The 19,281-nt window shown below is 59.9% G+C and carries 20 protein-coding genes and 1 pseudogene; 5 read left to right on the top strand and 16 right to left on the bottom strand.

Going from position 1 to position 19,281, the window contains the following annotated elements; translation table 11 throughout:
• Positions 1 to 180 precede the first annotated feature (180 nt).
• The 4 genes from FW800_RS21250 to FW800_RS21235 all read left to right on the top strand — a co-directional run bounded on the left by FW800_RS21250 (position 181) and on the right by FW800_RS21235 (position 2,472).
• Complete coding sequence (locus FW800_RS21250; RefSeq protein ID WP_005786709.1) at positions 181 to 921, top strand: FKBP-type peptidyl-prolyl cis-trans isomerase; 741 nt, start codon at positions 181 to 183, stop codon at positions 919 to 921.
• A gap of 291 nt (positions 922 to 1,212) precedes the next feature.
• Positions 1,213 to 1,668 carry a YkvA family protein gene (locus tag FW800_RS21245; protein ID WP_005786711.1) on the top strand — a complete coding sequence of 152 codons (456 nt, stop codon included), beginning with the start codon at positions 1,213 to 1,215 and terminating at the stop codon, positions 1,666 to 1,668.
• Between the two features lie 97 nt (positions 1,669 to 1,765).
• Positions 1,766 to 2,104 carry a helix-turn-helix domain-containing protein gene (locus tag FW800_RS21240; RefSeq protein WP_446438403.1) on the top strand — a complete coding sequence of 113 codons (339 nt, stop codon included), beginning with the start codon at positions 1,766 to 1,768 and terminating at the stop codon, positions 2,102 to 2,104.
• Positions 2,101 to 2,472: a hypothetical protein gene (locus FW800_RS21235; protein ID WP_005786715.1), complete on the top strand. Its 372-nt coding sequence runs from the start codon at positions 2,101 to 2,103 to the stop codon at positions 2,470 to 2,472. The genes FW800_RS21240 and FW800_RS21235 overlap by 4 nt, the downstream gene beginning before the upstream one ends.
• Here FW800_RS21235 and FW800_RS21230 read toward each other — a convergent pair.
• From FW800_RS21230 to FW800_RS21195, 8 genes and pseudogenes are all read right to left on the bottom strand, one after another.
• Positions 2,469 to 3,509 (bottom strand): annotated as a pseudogene (locus FW800_RS21230) (GGDEF domain-containing protein); the annotation flags it as partial. The gene FW800_RS21235 and the pseudogene FW800_RS21230 overlap by 4 nt on opposite strands.
• A gap of 180 nt (positions 3,510 to 3,689) precedes the next feature.
• The gene (locus tag FW800_RS21225) at positions 3,690 to 5,771 is read right to left on the bottom strand and encodes a carboxy terminal-processing peptidase (RefSeq protein WP_228309648.1); all 2,082 of its coding nucleotides are present in this window, start codon (positions 5,769 to 5,771) and stop codon (positions 3,690 to 3,692) included.
• Positions 5,772 to 6,132: 361 nt separating this feature from the next.
• Positions 6,133 to 6,786 (bottom strand): HAD family hydrolase, encoded by a 654-nt coding sequence (locus FW800_RS21220; protein ID WP_032876994.1) that lies wholly within the window; start codon positions 6,784 to 6,786, stop codon positions 6,133 to 6,135.
• Positions 6,787 to 6,819: 33 nt separating this feature from the next.
• Complete coding sequence (locus FW800_RS21215; protein ID WP_032876992.1) at positions 6,820 to 7,809, bottom strand: ABC transporter ATP-binding protein; 990 nt, start codon at positions 7,807 to 7,809, stop codon at positions 6,820 to 6,822.
• Positions 7,806 to 8,606 carry an ABC transporter permease gene (locus FW800_RS21210; RefSeq protein ID WP_446438402.1) on the bottom strand — a complete coding sequence of 267 codons (801 nt, stop codon included), beginning with the start codon at positions 8,604 to 8,606 and terminating at the stop codon, positions 7,806 to 7,808. Before FW800_RS21210 ends, FW800_RS21215 begins: the two co-directional genes overlap by 4 nt.
• Entirely contained in the window at positions 8,593 to 9,429 is an 837-nt protein-coding gene (locus FW800_RS21205; RefSeq protein WP_177464543.1) for an ABC transporter permease, read from the bottom strand. The genes FW800_RS21210 and FW800_RS21205 overlap by 14 nt, the downstream gene beginning before the upstream one ends.
• A gap of 5 nt (positions 9,430 to 9,434) precedes the next feature.
• Positions 9,435 to 10,241 carry an alkaline phosphatase family protein gene (locus tag FW800_RS21200; protein ID WP_103735455.1) on the bottom strand — a complete coding sequence of 269 codons (807 nt, stop codon included), beginning with the start codon at positions 10,239 to 10,241 and terminating at the stop codon, positions 9,435 to 9,437.
• A 179-nt stretch (positions 10,242 to 10,420) separates the two neighbouring features.
• A complete protein-coding gene (locus FW800_RS21195; protein WP_005786727.1) occupies positions 10,421 to 11,497 on the bottom strand; it encodes an ABC transporter substrate-binding protein in 1,077 nt (358 codons plus the stop codon).
• Between the two features lie 350 nt (positions 11,498 to 11,847).
• On the opposite strand from FW800_RS21195, the gene FW800_RS21190 reads away from it, so the two are divergent.
• Positions 11,848 to 12,573, top strand: coding sequence for a UTRA domain-containing protein (locus FW800_RS21190; RefSeq protein WP_032876981.1), 726 nt, complete (start codon positions 11,848 to 11,850; stop codon positions 12,571 to 12,573).
• On the opposite strand, the gene FW800_RS21185 is transcribed toward FW800_RS21190, so the two are convergent.
• From FW800_RS21185 to FW800_RS21150, 8 genes are read right to left on the bottom strand one after another with little or no spacing between them, the layout of a single operon-like run.
• The gene (locus FW800_RS21185; RefSeq protein ID WP_223018446.1) at positions 12,554 to 13,516 is read right to left on the bottom strand and encodes a metal ABC transporter solute-binding protein, Zn/Mn family; all 963 of its coding nucleotides are present in this window, start codon (positions 13,514 to 13,516) and stop codon (positions 12,554 to 12,556) included. The genes FW800_RS21190 and FW800_RS21185 overlap by 20 nt on opposite strands.
• Positions 13,516 to 14,415, bottom strand: a complete 900-nt coding sequence (locus FW800_RS21180) for a metal ABC transporter permease (protein ID WP_005786732.1) — start codon at positions 14,413 to 14,415, stop codon at positions 13,516 to 13,518. The genes FW800_RS21185 and FW800_RS21180 overlap by 1 nt, the downstream gene beginning before the upstream one ends.
• A complete protein-coding gene (locus FW800_RS21175; RefSeq protein WP_446438401.1) occupies positions 14,412 to 15,158 on the bottom strand; it encodes a metal ABC transporter ATP-binding protein in 747 nt (248 codons plus the stop codon). The genes FW800_RS21180 and FW800_RS21175 overlap by 4 nt, the downstream gene beginning before the upstream one ends.
• A complete protein-coding gene (locus tag FW800_RS21170; protein WP_446438400.1) occupies positions 15,155 to 16,075 on the bottom strand; it encodes a metal ABC transporter substrate-binding protein in 921 nt (306 codons plus the stop codon). The genes FW800_RS21175 and FW800_RS21170 overlap by 4 nt, the downstream gene beginning before the upstream one ends.
• A 19-nt stretch (positions 16,076 to 16,094) precedes the next feature.
• Positions 16,095 to 16,655 carry a DUF6162 family protein gene (locus FW800_RS21165; protein ID WP_032876971.1) on the bottom strand — a complete coding sequence of 187 codons (561 nt, stop codon included), beginning with the start codon at positions 16,653 to 16,655 and terminating at the stop codon, positions 16,095 to 16,097.
• Positions 16,652 to 16,975, bottom strand: a complete 324-nt coding sequence (locus tag FW800_RS21160; RefSeq protein WP_446438399.1) for a hypothetical protein — start codon at positions 16,973 to 16,975, stop codon at positions 16,652 to 16,654. Before FW800_RS21160 ends, FW800_RS21165 begins: the two co-directional genes overlap by 4 nt.
• Entirely contained in the window at positions 16,972 to 17,508 is a 537-nt protein-coding gene (locus FW800_RS21155; RefSeq protein WP_446438398.1) for a thiamine pyrophosphate-binding protein, read from the bottom strand. The genes FW800_RS21160 and FW800_RS21155 overlap by 4 nt, the downstream gene beginning before the upstream one ends.
• Entirely contained in the window at positions 17,505 to 18,707 is a 1,203-nt protein-coding gene (locus FW800_RS21150; protein ID WP_446438397.1) for a PepSY-associated TM helix domain-containing protein, read from the bottom strand. Before FW800_RS21150 ends, FW800_RS21155 begins: the two co-directional genes overlap by 4 nt.
• Positions 18,708 to 19,281: the final 574 nt, after the last annotated feature.

Raw genomic sequence — 19,281 nt, 5'->3', positions numbered from 1 at the left:
AGCCTGCTGGCAGGCGGTCCCGCGATCCGTCGCGGTGCCCCATGATAAATGGAAATGCTTTTAAACACGTGAACTTATCAGAAGTTTCCTGCTCACATGCCGGTAGCCATTGGTCGTGGCCGCCTGATAAGCTCGCGACTTTATTCGAATGCCCTTTTGGCGCATGAACAAGGAAATAGCATGAAACAGCATCGGTTGGCGGCGGCGGTGGCCCTGGTTAGCCTGGTACTTGCGGGTTGTGATTCGCAGACCAGCGTAGAGCTGAAAACCCCGGCGCAAAAAGCTTCCTACGGCATCGGCCTGAACATGGGCAAGAGCCTTGCCCAAGAGGGCATGGATGACCTGGACTCCAAAGCGGTAGCCCAAGGCATCGAAGATGCTGTCGGCAAGAAAGAGCAGAAGCTCAAAGATGACGAGCTGGTTGAAGCCTTCGCCGCGCTGCAAAAGCGTGCCGAAGAGCGCATGACCAAAATGAGCGAAGAGTCGGCAGCTGCCGGCAAGAAATTCCTCGAAGACAACGCCAAGAAAGACGGCGTCGTCACCACCGCTTCCGGTCTGCAGTACAAGATCGTGAAGAAGGCCGACGGCGCACAGCCCAAGCCAACCGACGTGGTGACTGTGCACTACACCGGCAAGCTCACCAACGGCACCACCTTTGACAGCTCCGTGGATCGCGGCAGCCCGATTGACCTGCCGGTCAGCGGCGTGATCCCGGGTTGGGTCGAAGGCCTGCAACTGATGCACGTTGGCGAGAAGGTCGAGCTGTACATCCCGTCCGACCTGGCCTACGGCGCCCAGAGCCCGAGCCCGGCGATTCCAGCCAACTCCGTGCTGGTATTCGACCTGGAACTGCTGGGCATCAAGGACCCAGCCAAGGCAGAAGCTGCTGACGCACCTGCTGCACCAGCCGCCAAGAAGTAATCGGCGCCTGAACACACAACGCCCCGTCTCGACGGGGCGTTGTTGTTTCTGGGTAAATCCGATAGAACCCGCAGCATTGCGCGCAGTCTGATGTAAGACTCGAGCACGGGTAGCCGCACATACAGGCCAAGTCAATGAAATCTTGGGTTTTTTTTATGTGCGCAAAAAACGCCCGATCTGACTGTAAGCCTTATAGACCGTGGCTTTCAGCTGATAAAACAGGCTCTGTTCACAAGGTTATCCACAATTTGTGTGGATAACCTTTTACCTCGCCTGGAACTGGAGTGCCTGATGAAACCACCCTTCAATTTCACCCGCTTTCTGCCCATGGCCGCGCGCCTGCTGGGCCGTGGACGTTTGCCGACCTTGCTGTTTGCCGTTGCGGCCAAAGGCTCAAGCCAGGGCAATCGCCTGGGCCAGCTCAAGGATGATCTCAAATTGCTCCAAGCCCTTTGCCTGGCTTACTGGCGCGGCGAATACCGAGCGATCAGCCCCAAGGCGTTGATCTCGGTGGTGGCGGGGTTGATGTACTTTCTGAGCCCGATTGACGCGATCCCGGACTTCATCCCGATGTTCGGCATGTTCGACGACATCGCGGTTCTGGCATGGGTCATGAAGACCCTGAGCGGCGAACTGAGCGCCTTTCGCGCCTGGCGGGATGCGCAACGCCCGGAAAAACTCGCGGTGGTTGAGCGCCTCCCTGCAACGCCTGAGCTGCTGGCCCAGGAAAACCCACAAAAAAACTAATGATGCCGGGGATCCCCCAGCGACCTTCGCGGCTGTTAGGATTACACTTCTAAGGAAAGAACTTACTTAGTAAGTGTTTTTATCCTACGGGGCAGTCATGGATATTCAGATCATTTCACGCGATGGCGCACCCGAATATGCGGTGTTGCCATGGGACCAGTACCAGGCACTGCTAAGAGCTGCCGGTCAGCAGCCACCTACACCCGCTTCTTCTCCTGCCGCCTCTGCCGCCATCGACCAGGACCTGCGACCGCTCGCAGACCTGTGCGGCCTGCGTGAAGCCAAGGGCCTGGCTATCGAGACCCTGGCACGCACGGTGGGGATCAGCCCCTCGTACCTTGGTTTGATTGAAAGTGGTGAACGCCAGCCGGATGCCGCCATTCGCCGCAGCCTGGCCTGGGAATTGGGCGTGGCAGGTTGGAGGGATGAGTCTTGAGCCTACGTATCAGCCGTCAACACTGGGATGGGTTGCTCAACGAATTGGATCAGGCGCGTCGCCAGCGCCATTTGTTGACGTACCGGGCGCTGCTTGAGCGCCTGCAATTTCCGACGCCAGCCATGCAAACCCTGGCGGCTGCCCTGGAGCACCTGGCGGCGCTGGATGCCAAGGCCGAGCAGCCGCTGCGCAGTTCCCTAGTGATCAGCCAGGGTGCCAGCCGCCTGCCACGTACCGGGTTCTTTGAGTGTGTGGAGCGTCTAGGGCGCTTCAGTGGACCCTCCGATGGCGTGGCGGCTGCGTCCTGGCACGCTTCGGAAGTGGTGCGGGTGTTCGAGTACGAATACCCGGAATCCGCCGAGGCTTAAAGCGCTGCTGAGTACATGTCCAGGCTGTCGATCACATGGATGCTGTAGCCGGCCACGTCCTTGGCATGGTGCTTGGCTTGCGAGGCCAGTTCTGCCAACTGGCTGGCATCGAGTTGCGCACAGGCCTGTGGATACAGATGCACCACACCGATAGACAGCGATAGCAAGGCGAACTCCTGGCGCACGCCCTGACGGTTGAGTGACACGAAGCAACCAGCATCCACGTGCTCGGCGCGGTAAAAGCGTCGGCATTGGGTATGGAAGTCGTCCAGCAACTGGTTGAGCCGCTTGCGCCAATCCTGCGGGCCCAGCACCAGCAAAAAGTCATCGCCGCCAATATGCCCGACAAAGTCGCGGCTGGGGTCTACCTGGTCGTTCAGGCATTGCGCCAGGCACAGCAGCACTTCATCCCCACGCCCGTAGCCGTAGATATCGTTGAACGGCTTGAAACTGTCGATATCCACATAACAGATCAGCGACTCGCGCTGCTGCTGCAACAGCCGAGCCAGGCATTGCTGGATCGGTACGTTGCCTGGCAGCAAAGTCAGCGGGTTGGCGTAGCGTGCCTGCTGGATTTTCAGTTCGGTGATCAGCTTGAGCACGTCGATCACCCGGCCCAGGCCCAGATAGTCACCGTTCAACGTGATGATGAAATCTTCTTCGATGCGCTGCCGTGCGCGGCTGGTCAATAAACGGCTGACCTGTTGCAAGGACTGGCTCACCTCCACCGCCAGGAAATCATCGCTCATCAATCGGCTGATCGGTTTGCGCGCAAACAAGTCGGTCGCGAACGGCTTGAGCAGCGCGTCCGACAGCGAGTGTCGGTGCACAATTCCAATCGGGCGACCGCCGCCATCCAGCACCGCCAGTGAATTGAGATTGGCCTGGTGATGGAACGCTTCCAGCACTTGAGCCGTGGCGGTGTCTTGATCCACCGCTGGCTGTTCGTTCAGCAGGGCGCTGAGGTCACTGCCTTCATCGCTGAGGGCAGTCGTGGTGTTATCCGGCTTGGGCAACATCAGGCGCGCTTCCTGCGGTGTGCAAACTGCCTTGAGCCAGGATTGAGCCCAATGCATTCAGCGGTTCGGTCACGGTCATGGCGATCTCGATCGAAAAAAAAGGACCGCAGGCGTTAAGCCTGCGGTCCTTTCATTTCACGACAGAATGATGTCTATATGATGACACTGCGTGGAGCGGTCACATTAAATTGCCATCATTTACTGCTTGGCCACCTGCTTGGTGATCTTCAGGTAGTCGAGGAGGATCCGGCCAGTCTCGGCCAAGTAGGCATCATCTTCCGGTTTGGTTTTATCCGCTTCGGTCGGCAAGGCATCTTCATCTTCTTTCTTCAGCTCTTTGAGCGGATCTTCACCCTTGGCTTTGCGGCGAGTGTTTTCCAGCACCAATTGCTGATTCTCGATGCTGGAGTGCTGTGCACGGCGATCCGCTTCGTTGAGGCTGACGGTTTTCTCTTCCATCAGCTTCTTGGCCAGGGCCAGCTTGTCGCGGATAAACACGAACTCGGCATCCTTGGCAGAGCGGGTGTCGTGGTCTGCCTTCAACTGCGTCAGGAACGGCTTGAACGGATCCGACGCCGGCTTGATCGCAGGGCGGATGGTGTCCCATGGCATGGCTTCAGGCAGTGCGCTTTCGCCGATTTCCTTGGTGTCGATAATCGACGGGAAATCGATATCCGGCAGCACGCCCTGATGCTGGGTGCTCTGCCCGGAAACCCGGTAGAACTTGGCCAGCGTCAGTTTCAGCTCGCCATGGTTCAGCGGCTGAATGGTCTGCACGGTGCCCTTGCCGAAAGTCTGGCCGCCGATGATCAGCGCACGGTGATAGTCCTGCATGGCGCCGGCAAAAATCTCCGAAGCCGAGGCCGAGAGACGGTTGACCAGCAACGCCATCGGCCCCTTGTAGAAGGCGCCCGGGTTCTCGTCTTCCAACACGTCTACACGCCCATCAGCATTGCGGACCAACACGGTTGGGCCTTTGTCGATAAACAGGCTGGTCAGCTCGGTGGCTTCTTGCAGGGAGCCGCCGCCGTTGTTGCGCAGGTCGATGACCACGCCGTCGACTTTTTCTTTCTGCAGTTCCGTCAGGATCTTCTTCACGTCGCGGGTGGTGGACTTGTAGTCCGGGTCACCGGCACGGAACGCCTTGAAGTCCAGGTAGAAGGCCGGGATCTCAATCACGCCCAGCTTGTAGTCCTTGCCATCCTGCTTGAGGTTGAGGACTTTCTTCTGCACCGCCTGGTCTTCGAGCTTCACCGCTTCACGGGTGATTGACACGATCTTGCTGGTCTGGTCGTTCGGTGCGTTGGTGTGCGGAATCACTTCCAGGCGCACCACGCTGCCTTTGGGGCCACGGATCAGCTTGACCACTTCGTCCAGGCGCCAGCCGACCACATCGACCATCTCTTTGTCGGCCTGGGCCACGCCAATGATCTTGTCTGCCGGGGCGACCTGCTTGGTCTTGTCCGCCGGACCTGCCGGTACCAAACGTACGATCTTGACCTGGTCATTGTCGCTTTGCAGGACGGCACCAATGCCTTCCAGGGACAGACTCATGTTGATATCAAAGTTTTCCGCGTTATCCGGCGACAGATAATTGGTGTGCGGGTCGTAGGACATCGCGAAGGTGTTGATGTAGGCCTGGAAGATATCTTCGGCACGGGTCTGGTCCAGGCGCGCCAACTGATTCTTGTAGCGCTTGGTCAACAGTTCCTGAATGGCCTTGGGCTCTTTGCCGGCGATCTTCAAGCGCAGCACTTCGTCCTTGACGCGTTTGCGCCACAGGTCGTCCAGCGCTGCCGTGCTGGTCAGCCAAGGGGCATCCTTGCGATCCACCAGAAGGGTTTCCTTCTGGGTGAAGTCGAGCTTGTCGATGCCTTTGTTCAGCTCACCCAGGGCGAAGTCCAGACGCGCTTTGACGCGGTCCAGGTAACGCTTGTAGATGGTGAAGCCGGGCTGCAGGTCGCCGCCTTTGAGGAAGTCGTCGAACTGCGTCTTCCACTTGTCGAACTCAGCGATATCGCTGGCCAGGAAGTAGCTGCGCGACGGATCCAGCAGCTTGAGGTAGCTGTCGTAGATGATCACCGAGCGAGCGTCGTCCAGCGGCGGCTTGCTGTAGTGATGGCGCTTGAGCAACTCGACAACGTTAAGGCTGGCAATCACCTCATCGCGATCAGGCTGAAGGTTGTCCCAGCTATTGGCTGCGAACGTATTGGTCGACATCGACGCGAAGCCGAGACCAATGAAAAAAGCGAGGGCGGTGCTGGGGAACAGATGCTTCATGCTGATTCGACGCGGGGGCAATTGATAACGCATATTAGGCCGTCTTTGAGGGAGCCGGTTCCATATGGTCCGGTCGCATAATGCAAAAAGCCCGACGCTACTGCTACGGGCTCAGTCCAGACTCACTATGGAGGCACTGTGAAAGCATTGCAAGGCGTTGAGGGGCATGTGGAGGGTTAGAAGAACCCAGTCCTACATTCGATGTAGTCCATATTGCCAACAGCCTGACCGAATCCTGGATTGAAATGCAGTCAGTGTGGGAGCTGGCTTGCCTGCGATAGCGGTGCACCAGATGAAGAATTCTTCACTGTTGCACCGCTATCGCAGGCAAGCCAGCTCCCACAGGTTGATCTCTATTGATTCAGGTCCAGTGGTGGATCGGCCAGCCGGCCTGTTCGGCATGGGCGCGCAACACCGGGTCCGGGTTCACTACCTGCGGGTGATCCACCTTGAGCAGCAGCGGCAAGTCATTGCGCGAATCCGAGTAGAAATACGCGCCCTCCAGCGTTTCTCCTTCCTGCTCCAGCCATTCCAGCAGGCGCGTGATCTTGCCTTCACGATAGGTCAGCACGCCTACGGTGCTGCCGCTGTACACGCCGTGGCCGACGTCCAGGTTAATTCCCAACACTTCTTCAATACCGATACGCGCCGCAATCGGCGTGACCAGGTGAGTGCCCGAGGCGGAAATCACCAGGATCCGGTCGCCATTCGCACGGTGGCGGGCGATGGTCTTGGTGGCGTCGCTATAGATCAGCGGCTCGATCACGTCCTCAACCCACGGCTCCACCAGATGCTCGATTTCTTCCGGGGTGCGGCCGATCATCGGCTCCAGGCTGAAGTCCATGAAGTCTTCCATGCGCAACTCGCCTCGGCTGTAGGCGTCCATCAATTCGTTGTTCCTGCGCATGAACGACTCAGGGTCTACCCAGCCCAGGCGGCCCATCTGTTCGCTCCACAGGGTGGCGCAGTCGCCGTGGATCAGGGTGTCGTCCAGATCAAAAATTACCAATGCCATCCGTCATGTTCTCTCTCAATAGGTCGCTGCCTGTCAGGCTACTTCACACAGGGCGCTGGGGTCGATGGAAAGTGCCAGGCGCTGGCCGTCCGGGTGCAGGTCGTCGGCCGAGCGATTGAGTACGTCGACCACCAATTCCACGCCACGGGCTTCGATGCGGTAGCGAATCACGTTACCCAGCAAGCTGTGGCTGCGCACCAGCGCATCGAGCTCGCCGCTGCGGCTCAACTCGATGGCCTCGGGGCGAATGGCAATGCGCCCCTTGATTGGCCGTTGCAACAACTGGCTGGCCTTGTCGGCATCGAGCAGGTTGTAGTTGCCGATAAAACCGGCGGCAAACACATCCACCGGGGCGGTATAGAGGGTTTCGGCATCGCCGCTCTGCACGATCTTGCCCTGGTTCATCAAAAAGATGCGGTCGGACATGGTCAGGGCTTCTTCCTGGTCATGGGTCACGAAAATCGTGGTCAGCCCCAGTTCGCGCTGGATCTGGCGGATCTGTTCGCGCAAGTGCTTGCGAATACGTGCATCCAATGCCGACAGCGGTTCATCGAGCAACAGCAGGCGCGGGCGGGTCACCAGGGAGCGGGCGAGGGCGACGCGCTGGCACTGGCCGCCGGACATCTGGTGCGGATAGCGGCCGGCCAGTTCCGTTAGCTCAACCAATTGCAGCACTTCCTGCACGCGCTTGTGGCTGTCGTCGGCGTTGACCTTTTGCATGCGCAGGCCGAACGCGACGTTCTGCTCCACGGTCATGTTGGGGAACAGCGCGTAGCTCTGGAACACCATGCCGATCTGACGTTTCTGCGGGCTCAGGGGCACGATGTCCTGCCCATCCAGCAGGATTGTGCCGCTGTCTACCGAGGTTAACCCCGCGATGCAACGCAGCAGGGTGGACTTGCCGCAACCGGACGGGCCGAGCAGGGTGACGAACTCGCCCTTGGCGATTTCACAGTTGATATCGCTGAACACTGGCGTGCCGGTGTAGCTTTTTTGCAGATGTTGGACGCTGACGAAGCTCATTGGCTTTTGTCCTTGTTCAAGATATTGGCGGCCCAGGTCAGCAGCAGCACAAAGAAGAAATAGGAGATCACAACGGCACTGGTGAAGTGGCCGCTGCTGTTGCGCATGTTGTTGAGGTACACCTGCAGGGTCTCGTAGCGCGTGCCGACGAGGATGTTGGCGAACACGAACTCACCGAACAGGAACGAGAACGACAGCAGCAATGCCACCATCAGGCCTTTGCGCAGGTTAGGCAGCACCACCAGGATCGCCGCTTGCCAGGTGCTGGCGCCGAGCAGTTGCGAGGCGTCCATCAGGTCGCGCAGGTTGATGGCTTGCAGGTTGTTGGTGATCGCCCGGTACATGAACGGCAGCGCCACGGTGAAGTAGCAGCCGATCAGAATCCACGGCGTACCCACCATCGCTAACGGCCCGGAACCGTACAGTTGCAGCAAACCGACTGAAGACACCACCGGCGGCACCGCGAAGGGCAGCAGAATCAGAATGTTCATCAGCGCATCAAGCTTGGGAAAGTGGTAATGCACCACGAACAGCAGCGGCAAAATCAATACCACCGAAAGGATCAACGCACCCACACACACCAGCAACGATTGCCCGAACGCCATCAGAAAGCGCGGGTCGCTCCACAACTGTACGTACCATTTCACGCTGAAGCCGGCGGGGAGGATAGTCGCCGACCAACTGCTGGAGATCGAGTAGACAAAGGTGCCGATCAGCGGCAGTACCAGAATAAGGAACAGCAGGTACACCACTACCCGATGGTAGAGGGAGGCCGGGCCGGCATCAGCGCGAGACATGGTAGCTCCTCTTGAGCAGCAGTTGATGGACCACGGTGACCACAGTCATCAGCGCCACCAGCACCACGGCCAGGGCGCTGGCCATGTTCGGGTCCAGCGACACATCACCAGAGACCAGCCCCGCGATGCGGATCGGCAGCACGTTGAAGTTGCCGGTGGTCAGGGCGTAGACCGTGGCGTAGGCGCCAAGGGCGTTGGCCAACAGGATGACGAAAGTGCCAAGCAGGGCAGGGGTGAGCACCGGCAAGCCGATATGTCGCCAGAACTGCCAGCCATTGGCGCCGAGCAGCGCAGCCGACTCACGCCAGTCTTCGCGCAATGCATCAAAGGCCGGGTAGAGCAACAGCACACCAAGAGGAATCTGGAAGTAGGTGTAGAGGATGATCAAGCCGGTCTTGGAGTACAGGTTGAAGTCCTGAATGATCCCGGCCTGCTTGAGCATGATGGTGATGCTGCCGTTGAAGCCCAGCAGGATGATGAACGCGAAGGCCAGGGGCACGCCGGAGAAGTTGCTGGTCATGTTGGCAAAGGCCGTGACGAAGTTGCGCAGCGGCGAATCCACCCGGCGTAACGAATAACTGCCCAAGGTGGCGATGACGATGCCGAAGATGCTGGAGTAGAAACTGATCTCCAGGCTGAACTGAATCGCCTGCCGGTAGAACTTCGAACTGAAGATCCGTGTGAAGTTTTCCAGGCCCCAGCCGGCCTCTTCGGTTTGCAGGCTGTTGATCAGCACCCATACCAGCGGCGCGATCTCGAACACGATAAAGAACAGTGCGAAGGGCACCAGGCACAGCAGGGCCAGCCATTTGCCGCGGGTCATCGAATTCACTTGAGCAACTCCCGGCACACCGGTTTGTCGTGCGGCACGCCAAGCAGCTCGCAGACGGTACCGCACAGATCGGTTTGTTTCGGCGCGGCGTCAGCATCCAGGCTGAAGGCGTCACCGAGGACAAACAGCGGCACTTCGCGCTCTTGCGGCAATAGGCCGTTGTGAGAGCGGTCGTTGTTCATGCCGTGGTCGGCCGTGACCAGCACCTGGTAGCCGGCGTCGAGCCAGCCTTGCAGGTAGTCGGCCAGGATAATGTCGGCCGAACGGGCGCTGTTGCGGTATTGCGCGGTGTCGAGGCCATGCTTGTGGCCGGCATCGTCGATATTCATCGGATGCACCAGCAAAAAGTTGGGCGCGTGCTTGAGCCGCAGGCTCTCGGCATCGGCGAACAGATGGGAGTCCGGATAGTGGTCAGTCCAGTAGAAATGCCCGTGCTGGATCGCCAGTGCCTTGTTGTCGGTGTGACGATCGCGGGCGGCGAGAAAGGGCGTGCGGTTATACAACTCGCTGACCCAGTGGTAAGCCGCCGCAGCGGTGCTCAAGCCGGCGTCGGTGGCGTAATTGAAAATGCTGCGCTGGTTGGACAGGCGCGAGACGTTGTTATGGACAATGCCGCTGTCAATCGGTGGCACGCCGGTGAGGATGCATTCATACAACGGGCGGGACAGGGCGGGCAGTTCGCATTCCAGTTTGTAGAGGGCTGCGCGTCCTGCGCCGACGTAGGCCTGCAAGTGTCCCATGGCGTGCTGGGCGACCTCGAAGTTCAGGCCGTCGAGCACGACAAGGATGACAGTGTGCTTCATGGGGGCTGGGGCTCCGCGACAGATGGGCAGATATCGTTTTTTCGGTTGAAACCGGATCAAATGTGGGAGCTGGCTTGCCTGCGATGGCGGTGTATCAGTGGACACAAATGTTGAATGTCAGACCGCTATCGCAGGCAAGCCAGCTCCCACACTGACCGCACTTCGATCAGAGAGACCGATTACTTCATCTCTACGATGACCTGCTCGTTCCACATCTGCGGAAGCTTCTTGGACGTCGCTTCCCAGGCATCGGCATCTTTGATCGGCTGCGGGTTGGCCTTGGTGTATTGCTCGCCCGGGATCAGGTTCTTGGCGATATCGGCCGGCAGCTTCAGGTCGGTTTCTGCACGGATCGGACGCGCATTGCCCTTGGCCAGGTTGAGTTGGCCTGCATCGCTGAAGATGTATTCGCGGGTCAGCTTGGCGGCGTTCGGGTGCTTGGCGTATTTGTTGATGATGGTGGTGTAGCCCGATTTCACCGAGCCATCCGATGGAATCAGCACCACGTAGTCATCCGGGTTGGCCATCTTGGCTTTGTAGCTCAGGCCGTTGAAGTCCCAGACAATGCCAACTTCGACTTCGCCTTTTTCCATGGTGGCGATGGTCGGGTTGGACAGTGAGAGGCGACCTTGCTGGGCGATCCTGGTGAAAAACTGCAGGCCCGGTGCGATGTTTTTCTCGTCGCCCTTGTTGGCGATAGCGGCGGCGAGTACCGCATTGGAGGCTTGGGCTGCGGTGCTTACATCACCCACCGACACCTTGTATTTGCCGGTTTGCAGGTCGGCCCAACTGGTCGGGACTTCGGAGCCGTGCAGCAGTTTTTTGTTGACGATAAACGCGATGGTGCCGGTATAGGCCAGGGCCCAGTGACCGTCCTTGTCTTTTGCCCAATCCGGAACCTGCGCCCAGGTGGAGGGTTTGTATGGCTGGGTGACTTCCTGCTTCACCGCGATCGGGCCGAAGGCTGCGCCCACGTCACCGATATCGGCACTGGCGTTGTCTTTTTCGGCTTTGAACTTGGCGATTTCCTGGGCCGAACTCATGTCGGTGTCGATGTGCTTGAGGCCGTAGGTCTTGGCCAGGTCTTCCCAGGTGCCTTTCCAGTTGGCCCAATCATCGGGCATGCCGACGCTGTTGACGGCGCCTTCCGCCTTGGCGGCGGCTTCCAGGGTTTTTAGATCGGTATCAGCGGCCATGGCGGCGGTGCACATGGCAATGGTCGAGCCTAACAGTGATGCCAGGAAAAGCTGTTTCATCCGAAGCTCCTTTGGGCGTTTTACACGCGGCGTTTTATACGAACGTTGGCGAAGGTGTGGTCTAGGTCAGCAATACCTGAGCCAATTTAGGCCCGATGGATGACAGTTTCATGTCGATGTCGTTTTTGAAGCACGGGTGTCGCTCAGCTCAGACTTAGCGTAGACCATGCCCAACAGCCCGCAGGCCCTGGACTTGGCCGATGTATTGCAGGGTGTGGTGCAGGCGGTGGCTACCGGCTGTCATCTGTCGGTCATCTGTAATGCCTAGGCTGGCTCGCAGCAGCAAAAGCCAGTTAGAGCGCGATTTGTGCACCTGAACGGTGCTGGTCTAGTCCAGATAGGTAACGTTGATGCGGGATGAGGCAATCAAGGCGGTAACTTCCATCGGCCTGGCGCTGCAGGAGCAGATTGACCACGGCCTGTTGCCGCCAGCCAGCAAATTGCCCGCCGAGCGCAAGCTCAGCGAGTTGTTTGGTACCACCCGCATTACCGTGCGGGAAGCCTTGTTACAACTGGAGGCCCAAGGACAGATTTATCGCGAAGAGCGCCGGGGCTGGTTCGTCTCGCCACCGCGGCTGGCCTATAACCTGATGCAGCGCAGCCACTTTCACGCGATGGTCAGCGACCAGGGGCGTGAGGCTTCCACGCAGGTCATTTCCGCACGCTTGCAACCGGCGTCGGCGGCGGTGTGCGCGTGGTTGCAGTTGCCGGCGTTGTCGAGCGTGATCCAGATTTGCCGGGGCCGCAGGATTGACGGACGCCTGGTGTTGTACGTGGAGCACTACCTGAACCCGCAGTATTTTCCGGGGATCCTGGCGTGTGATTTGAATCAGTCGATGACTGAGCTGTATGCCAGCAAATATGACTTGCACTACGGGCGGGTGCGTTTCGAGATTGTGCCGACCTCACTGCCGGTGGAAGCGGCCGCTGCGCTGCGCGTCTCGGTGGGCAGCCCGGGCTTGCGCATCGCCCGGGTCAACTATGACCAGCACCAGCGCTTGATCGACTGCGACCTGGAGTTCTGGCGCCATGATGCGATTCATGTGGGGGTAGACGTTATGGCGTCAGCGCCTTGATCACCTGATCCACATTGGTTTGCAACTCTGTCACCGGTTCGGCGCCGTCCACATTCAACACCAGCAGTGTGGAGCCACCTGCAGTGACAGCTGCTTTTACCACTTCACTCGGCTGACGATGGTGCAACACCACCGCCACTTCGTTGTCCTTGAGCTGCGCACTGAGTTTTTGCAGCGCTTCAGGCGTCCAGTCTGCGTCTGGGCGAGCATCGGTGCTGACCAGTTCCAGGTTCAAGCTGCTGATCAAATAGGCAAAGTGATCGCTCAAGCTGACCACACTCAGGTTATCGGCCTTGGCCAGGCGCGCCTCGCTGTCGGCGGTGAGCTTGAGCAGGCGTTGCTTGAGTGCCGCCAGGTTGGTATCGATCTTTGGTTTGGCGCCTGGGGCGAGACGGCTCAGGTCGGCGGCCAATACATCGGCCATACGGCCCAGATTGTTGCTCGATTGCCAGGGTTGGCTGTTGAGGCCATCGGTGACACCCGGTTGTACCGCAATGCCCGGCAAGCCACCGTCCACCGGGCGTGCAGCGTCCACTTCAACGATGCGGATATTGCTGCGCCGTGCCACGGGGTACAGCGGATCATCGGCCCACAGCGAGCGCAAGCCGATGGCGGCGTCGGCGTCCTGCGCCAAGGTGTTGAGTGCCGCCGCGCCGCGGCCGGTGAAGTAGGACACCTGCCGCGAGCCAGGTAGGTTGGCTGGCGCGGCGCGTTCAAGTTGCACGTCGGTATCCTTGAGCAGCACTTCGGCCAAACCGTAGGTAATGGGCAGCGAGGCGAGCACCTTGACCGGTTTTACCGACTTGGCCTTGGTCAGCGCGGCATGGCCGAGGCCGTGATTGGCCTTGAATTCCTTCGGGTCAAAACCATCAACGGCAGCCAGTGCCGATGTACTGATCAAGCAAGCGATGGCCAGGGCCATTGGGCGAAAGACAGGGCGCATTATCCAAGATTCCCTTTGAGGCTGGGCACGGTGCCGCGAGCGATGGCGGCGAAGGCGAAGGCGATACCGGCAACCAGAATGATTGCAGCGCCGGACGGGATCGGCAGGTCGAAGATGATCGGCAGCAGGATGCCGCACAGGGTACTCACAGTGGCGATCAGCACCGAGACCCAGAAAAAGCCCTTGAGCGATTGACTCAACAGGCGCGCCGCGGCGGCAGGGATCACCAGCAGCGCACCGACCAGGATCGCGCCGATCACCTTGACCGCAGCCACGGTGATCAGCGTCACCAGGATTACGAACAGGTAGTCCAACGTCTTCACCGCCACACCGCGCACCGCCGCCAGTTGCGGGTTGAAGCTGGCGAGCATGATGCGGTTGTACAGCGGCAATGCCAGGGCCATGACCAGCGAACCGACGATTGCCAGTACCAGCAAGTCATTGCCGTTGACCGTCAGTACCGAGCCAAACAAAACGTTTTCGAGGATATGCACGTTGATCTTGCCGGCCAGGATCAGCAGCAGGCTGGCGCCCAGCGCCAGCGACACCGACAGGAACACGCCGATCAAGGTATCCGGCGCCAGGCCGGTACGATTGCGCAGATAGTTGAGCAGGATGCCGAACAGCAGGCAGTAGCCGAACAGGCTGCCATAGGGCCCGGTGTAGGGTTCGCCCAGCAGGATGCCTACGGCCACGCCGGTCAGCGCAGCATGGCCGACCGCTTCGGAGAAAAACGCAAAGCGCTTGACCACCACCAGAGTGCCCAGGCCGCCCAGCACCGGGCCGATCAGCAAGCCAGCGAGCAGGGCGTTGACCACAAACCCGTAGGCCAGGGCTTCCGGCAGGTAACCGGAAGACGCCCAGCCCTGGACCATCAAGCGAAAGGCTTCATAACTCATTGTGCCGGGCTCCGCGGGTGAGTGGAAAACAGGGTCAGCAGGCGGTCCGGGGTCAGCGCCACTTTTGGCGTGGCGTCGAACAGCACTCGGCGGTTCAGGCCGGTGACACGGTCAGCCAGGCGGCCGACGGCTTCCAGGTCGTGCTCGATCCACAGCACGGTGATCCCGGCCAGGCGCCAATCATTGAGCAGCCGTTCGAACACCTGGATGCCGGCTTCATCAAGGGCCGACATGGGTTCGTCCAGCACCAGCAATTGCGGTGCAGGGATCAGGCCCTGGGCCAGCAGCACGCGCTGGCGTTCACCGCCGGACAACGCGCCCATGCGACGCTTGCGTTTGTCGTGCATGCCGACGCGCTCAAGTGCGTCACCGATCGCCGCTGCGTAATGCCGGGACAGGCCAAGGAACGCAGGCCGCCGTTGGCACATGGCAGCCATGAAGTCGTCGACGGTCATCGGCAGGCCGCGGTCGAACTCCAGCGCCTGAGGCACGTAGCCAATGGTGCCGGGCGCGGCCGGCCACTCCAGGCTTAAACGGCCCTGGTGGGGCGTTTGGCCGAGCAGGGTCTTGATCAGCGAGCTTTTGCCGCCGCCATTCGGACCGACCAGCGCATGGATGCTGCCTGGCTGTATCTGGAAACTCACGTCGTCGAGGATCACGGTGCGCCCCAGGGTCAGGGAGACCTGGTCGAAGTTCAGGGTCGGGCCGACGCTGACGGCGTTCAGTTGTTGGGCGGCGGTCATGCCCCTGACTCCTGGATTGCGCGGACCACGGTGTTGAGGTTGCCGGTCATTTCCACTTCGTATTTTTCAGCGCTGTAGTCGCCATAGGAAATATGCGACAGCGGGTACAGCTTGACCCCGGATTCACGCTGGATGGTCTCGACGTAGGTGGACGGGAAATCCATCTCCGAAAAGATCACCTTCACATCCAGGGCGCGCAGTTCATCGATGGTTTTCTTCAACTGGCTGGGGCTTGGCTCGATACCGTGGGCCGGTTCTACCACTGCGGTGACTTCCAGGCCGAACTCGCGCAACAGATAGTCGTAGGCTGCGTGCACCGTGGCAACGCGCAGGTCCGGGTTGGGGGCGCTGGTCAACTTGGCCAGGGCGTCGGCGCGCATCTGGCGCAGGCGCTTGCCATAGGTGCGGGCGTTCTGGGTGTAGGTTTTGGCGTTGTCCGGGTCGAGCTTGCCCAACTCGCGGGCGATGTTGTTGACCTGGGCAATCGATGCACTGATCGACAGGAAGGTGTGCGGGTTGACCACCTTGCCCGCACCGCGCGCGGCATTGCCGGTGGCCGCCAGCAGCGGCACGTTGGCGTTGGCCTCGATCACCTTGATGTCCGGGCGCTCGCTGGTGGCGATCATGCGGTCGGCGAAGTCGTCATGGCCAACCCCATTGAGCACGATCACGTCCAGGGTGCCGATGCGCTTGATGTCGTCGGCGCGGGGCTCGTAGGCGTGTGGATTGAAGCCGGCCGGGATCAGCGGTACCACTTCAGCCTTGTCGCCGACGATATTGGTCACGTAGCTGTAGTAGGGGTGGAGGGTGATGCCGATACGCAGGCGTTTAGCTGCTTCGGCATTCGCCAGGGGAGCGAGCAGCAGGCTGAGAAAGCTGACCAGCAACAGGCGCAACAGGGGCGATGAAATAGACATGGGCAATCGGTCTTCTCGTTCAGTGACGATGCTGGCGGGTCACGCCGGCATCGAATTGCGCAACCACTTGCTGCCAGCCGGCTGCGATCAGTGCCTGGTCAGTGAGGTCGGAGGGGGCGGCAAGATTGACGCTGCGGTTGAGCCAGATATCCGGCTCGTCGCCCTGCACGCGCATCAGCAGCGAGCCGCTGGTGGCCGGTGCCTGGCTCAGGCCCAGGTAGGCGGCCGAGGGGAGTAACTGCCAGCGATGGCCACCACGGCTGACCGAGCTGGCATCCTGGGCAAAGGGGGCGAAGCCTTCGTCGGCCAGTTGCTCAGGTGTCGGCAGGGCGCTTTGCTCCTGCTGCAACAAGTGGATTTCATCCAGAGTCACCCGCAGGTCGGCGTAGATGCCTTGCTCGGCGGCGCTCAGGTCACGGCGGGCGTCCAACTGGTGGCTTGGCACCGCAGCAATTTCCTGGGTTTCACCGTGCAGCGCCACGACCGTGCCCGCCACCGCCAGGATGATCAGGCACAGCAGCAGCACATAGAGCGTTTCATGGCCGGCACCGGCGGGGCGTACAACCTGTGTAGTACTCATTGCGCCTGGATATCCGCTTGGTCGATTTCCACCACGTGGCCGGGGCCTGCATCAAACAGCACATAGAACTCGGCTGCGGGCTTCTTGAAGGTCAGGGTCGAATCTTCACCGAGCTTGCCGGGCACCAGGATGGTTTCGTCGTAGCCGATCACATCCAGCGTCACGCCGGGTGCGCCACTGCCGTCGGAAAAGCCGCCTTTGCACTGGATCTGCTCGCCGGGGATTTCCTTGCATTCGCACATCGGGTTGTGGGCAAAGGCGGTGGTACTCAAGCCGGCGCACACTAACAGTGCGGCGCGGGTCAGGCGCTTGAACGTCATGGTTTAACTCCTTGCTTGTTCAGCCAGGCAATGGTGGCAGGCGAAGCCTGGTTCAGCGGGATGGAACCCTGGTGCATGCTGCCGTCCCAGCCTTCCATGGTCACCCAGACTTCGGCGTCCACCGGTGTGCGTTCCGGCACTGGCAGGGCGGCGCCCATGCGGTATGGCGTACCGAAGAAGATCACCCCGGCGGCGCGCAGGCTGCGGGGTTTACCGATACGCAGGTAGGTGGCCTTGACTTCGTTGGCGCAGGTGTCACACAGGGCGGCGTTGAAGAATTTCATCGGCCCGGCCGGGTTCGGGCTCGGGCCTTCATTGCGGAACTCGGCCAGGGTCAGGCTCCAGGGGCCGACTTGCACTTGCCCGGCTATGCGCTCGCCGATGCCGGCATCCCCGCGAAACAGCGCGGCGTCGGCGAAGTACTTGGGCATGAACCCCAGCGGTATCAGCAACAGCAGAACATTGATGTGAAAACGCCATTTCAGCCAGAAGGCGCGCAGGGGGGATGGCGGTACGGTCGCGACCTTGCTCATCGCTGTGCCTCCGAGGTTTTGGCGTGCATGGCCGGGATAGAAGCGGGCTGACGTCGCGTCTTGGCTTCGCGCTTGAGGGCATTGAGGGTGGCCAGGGCCGTGCGCTTGGTCCAGATCAGCAAGCCGCTCAATACCATCATGCTCAGCACCAGGCCGAAGAAGGCCCAGATCAACTTGATCCACAAACCGCCGAAGTCACCTGTGTGCAGCGGGCGCATCGACTCGGTGACGAACTCCAGGGGGGTGCGGTCGGACAACAGGTTCGAGACAGCAATTTCACCGTCATAGGGGTTCAGTTGCGCGGTCTGGAACATCAACGGGTACCAGCCGCGCCCGCCGATTTGCAGGTGGCTGTACGCGTTGCTTGGCATGAACACAAAGCTGGCGTCCAGCCCCGGGATTTTTTCGGCGGCAATGTCGATGGCCTTATCGATAGGGATCATCGGTGCCGGGACGCCCGACGCCGACAATGGCACCTTTTCACGGGCAATCACCGGCACGATGGGCTCACTGGAAATGGATATCTGGTTGTCGCTCAAGGCCGCCTCGATCAGGAACCAGGTGCCGGTGATTGAAATGACCGCGATAAACCAGATCGACCAGATGCCGCTCAGGCGGTGAAAGTCGCCCCAGAAGATCCGCGCACCGTGTCGGATACGCAGGGTAGGGCGCAGGAAACCTTTCCAGAAGCGTTTGTACACCACCAGCCCGGTGATCAGCGAGGCAAGCAGTGGCAAGCCCAGCGCGGATACCAGGTACCAGCCCCAGCTGTACCCATTGGTGAACGGCACCAGCCACCAGCCATGCAGCGCGCGGGTAAATTGCTGGAAGTTGAACGAGGGGCTGATGCCCTGGATCGCTCCGGTATAGGGGTTGGCGTAGACGTCCACCGAGCGCCCATCCGGGTAGCTGAGGCCGACGCTCAGGGCGAAGTGCGACTCATCCGGGCGAATGATGGACTGGACGATTGCCTTGGGCTCATCGCGCTTGATGGCCGCGATCACCTGGTCAAAGCTCAGTGGCTGGGCGTCATCCGACGGCTTGCTCGCACGGATATCCGGGTTGGCCAGCCACACGATTTCCTGGCTCACCACGGCCAGAGTGCCGGTGACACAGACGATCAGTACAAAGAACCAGATGGGCAACGCCAGCCAGCTATGTACGAGAAACCAGAGTTTGGAGCGTGACTTCTTCGACATATGAATGAGGGTCTTGAGCGAAGGGGGCAATGAAGGCCCGGAAAAGGCCAGTCGTAGCTTTTGCTGACGCGACGGGCTGTATCTAAATTAAGACGAATGAGAATGAGAAATCCCTAAGGCGCATATGAAAGAAAATGTTTCAGGTTCACATTCAGGCCGCATTTGAGAGCTGATCGAACACGCAATACACCAGCCTGCAAGCGTTCAGCGGCTTGCGTGAGGCCGGGCCTGACCTCCAGGGACGTGATCATGCCGCTGGGTGATTTCGTCATCAGCCATGCATTTGAGCGCCACTGCCTCGCGCCCAACCCCTGGCTCAGCGGAAGTGCGGCTACGTAGTTATATAAGTAGAAATAACGCTCTCTATAACAGCGGCGCGCGTTGCTTTCAGTATTATTTGTTTTTCAAATAGCTTGGCTTGAACGAAAGCCCCCCTTGTCATTAAAGGGTGTTGGCGCGGGGGCAGGTTAATTCCAGACAAATTACAAGTTTATTGTATTGACACATTGACGGGTATCGGCTTTAGTGGGTGCGGACTTGGAAGTCGAAATATTATAAAAAGGAAGTTGATTGC

It is taken from the genome of Pseudomonas sp. 910_23 (assembly GCF_052850795.1).
This window is presented reverse-complemented; position numbering and strand designations above follow the sequence as displayed.

Excerpts from the sequence above, each read along its gene's own strand:
- FW800_RS21210 (WP_446438402.1), bottom strand. The coding sequence starts at position 8,606 with ATGTCTCGCGCTGATGCCGGCCCGGCCTCCCTCTACCATCGGGTAGTG.
- FW800_RS21205 (WP_177464543.1), bottom strand. The coding sequence starts at position 9,429 with ATGACCCGCGGCAAATGGCTGGCCCTGCTGTGCCTGGTGCCCTTCGCA.
- FW800_RS21240 (WP_446438403.1), top strand. The coding sequence starts at position 1,766 with ATGGATATTCAGATCATTTCACGCGATGGCGCACCCGAATATGCGGTG.
- FW800_RS21220 (WP_032876994.1), bottom strand. The coding sequence starts at position 6,786 with ATGGCATTGGTAATTTTTGATCTGGACGACACCCTGATCCACGGCGAC.
- FW800_RS21150 (WP_446438397.1), bottom strand. The coding sequence starts at position 18,707 with ATGTCGAAGAAGTCACGCTCCAAACTCTGGTTTCTCGTACATAGCTGG.
- FW800_RS21190 (WP_032876981.1), top strand. The coding sequence starts at position 11,848 with ATGCGGGATGAGGCAATCAAGGCGGTAACTTCCATCGGCCTGGCGCTG.
- FW800_RS21195 (WP_005786727.1), bottom strand. The coding sequence starts at position 11,497 with ATGAAACAGCTTTTCCTGGCATCACTGTTAGGCTCGACCATTGCCATG.
- FW800_RS21160 (WP_446438399.1), bottom strand. The coding sequence starts at position 16,975 with ATGACGTTCAAGCGCCTGACCCGCGCCGCACTGTTAGTGTGCGCCGGC.
- FW800_RS21170 (WP_446438400.1), bottom strand. The coding sequence starts at position 16,075 with ATGTCTATTTCATCGCCCCTGTTGCGCCTGTTGCTGGTCAGCTTTCTC.
- FW800_RS21175 (WP_446438401.1), bottom strand. The coding sequence starts at position 15,158 with ATGACCGCCGCCCAACAACTGAACGCCGTCAGCGTCGGCCCGACCCTG.
- FW800_RS21155 (WP_446438398.1), bottom strand. The coding sequence starts at position 17,508 with ATGAGCAAGGTCGCGACCGTACCGCCATCCCCCCTGCGCGCCTTCTGG.
- FW800_RS21225 (WP_228309648.1), bottom strand. The coding sequence starts at position 5,771 with ATGAAGCATCTGTTCCCCAGCACCGCCCTCGCTTTTTTCATTGGTCTC.
- FW800_RS21180 (WP_005786732.1), bottom strand. The coding sequence starts at position 14,415 with ATGAGTTATGAAGCCTTTCGCTTGATGGTCCAGGGCTGGGCGTCTTCC.
- FW800_RS21200 (WP_103735455.1), bottom strand. The coding sequence starts at position 10,241 with ATGAAGCACACTGTCATCCTTGTCGTGCTCGACGGCCTGAACTTCGAG.
- FW800_RS21185 (WP_223018446.1), bottom strand. The coding sequence starts at position 13,516 with ATGCGCCCTGTCTTTCGCCCAATGGCCCTGGCCATCGCTTGCTTGATC.
- FW800_RS21250 (WP_005786709.1), top strand. The coding sequence starts at position 181 with ATGAAACAGCATCGGTTGGCGGCGGCGGTGGCCCTGGTTAGCCTGGTA.
- FW800_RS21165 (WP_032876971.1), bottom strand. The coding sequence starts at position 16,655 with ATGAGTACTACACAGGTTGTACGCCCCGCCGGTGCCGGCCATGAAACG.
- FW800_RS21245 (WP_005786711.1), top strand. The coding sequence starts at position 1,213 with ATGAAACCACCCTTCAATTTCACCCGCTTTCTGCCCATGGCCGCGCGC.
- FW800_RS21215 (WP_032876992.1), bottom strand. The coding sequence starts at position 7,809 with ATGAGCTTCGTCAGCGTCCAACATCTGCAAAAAAGCTACACCGGCACG.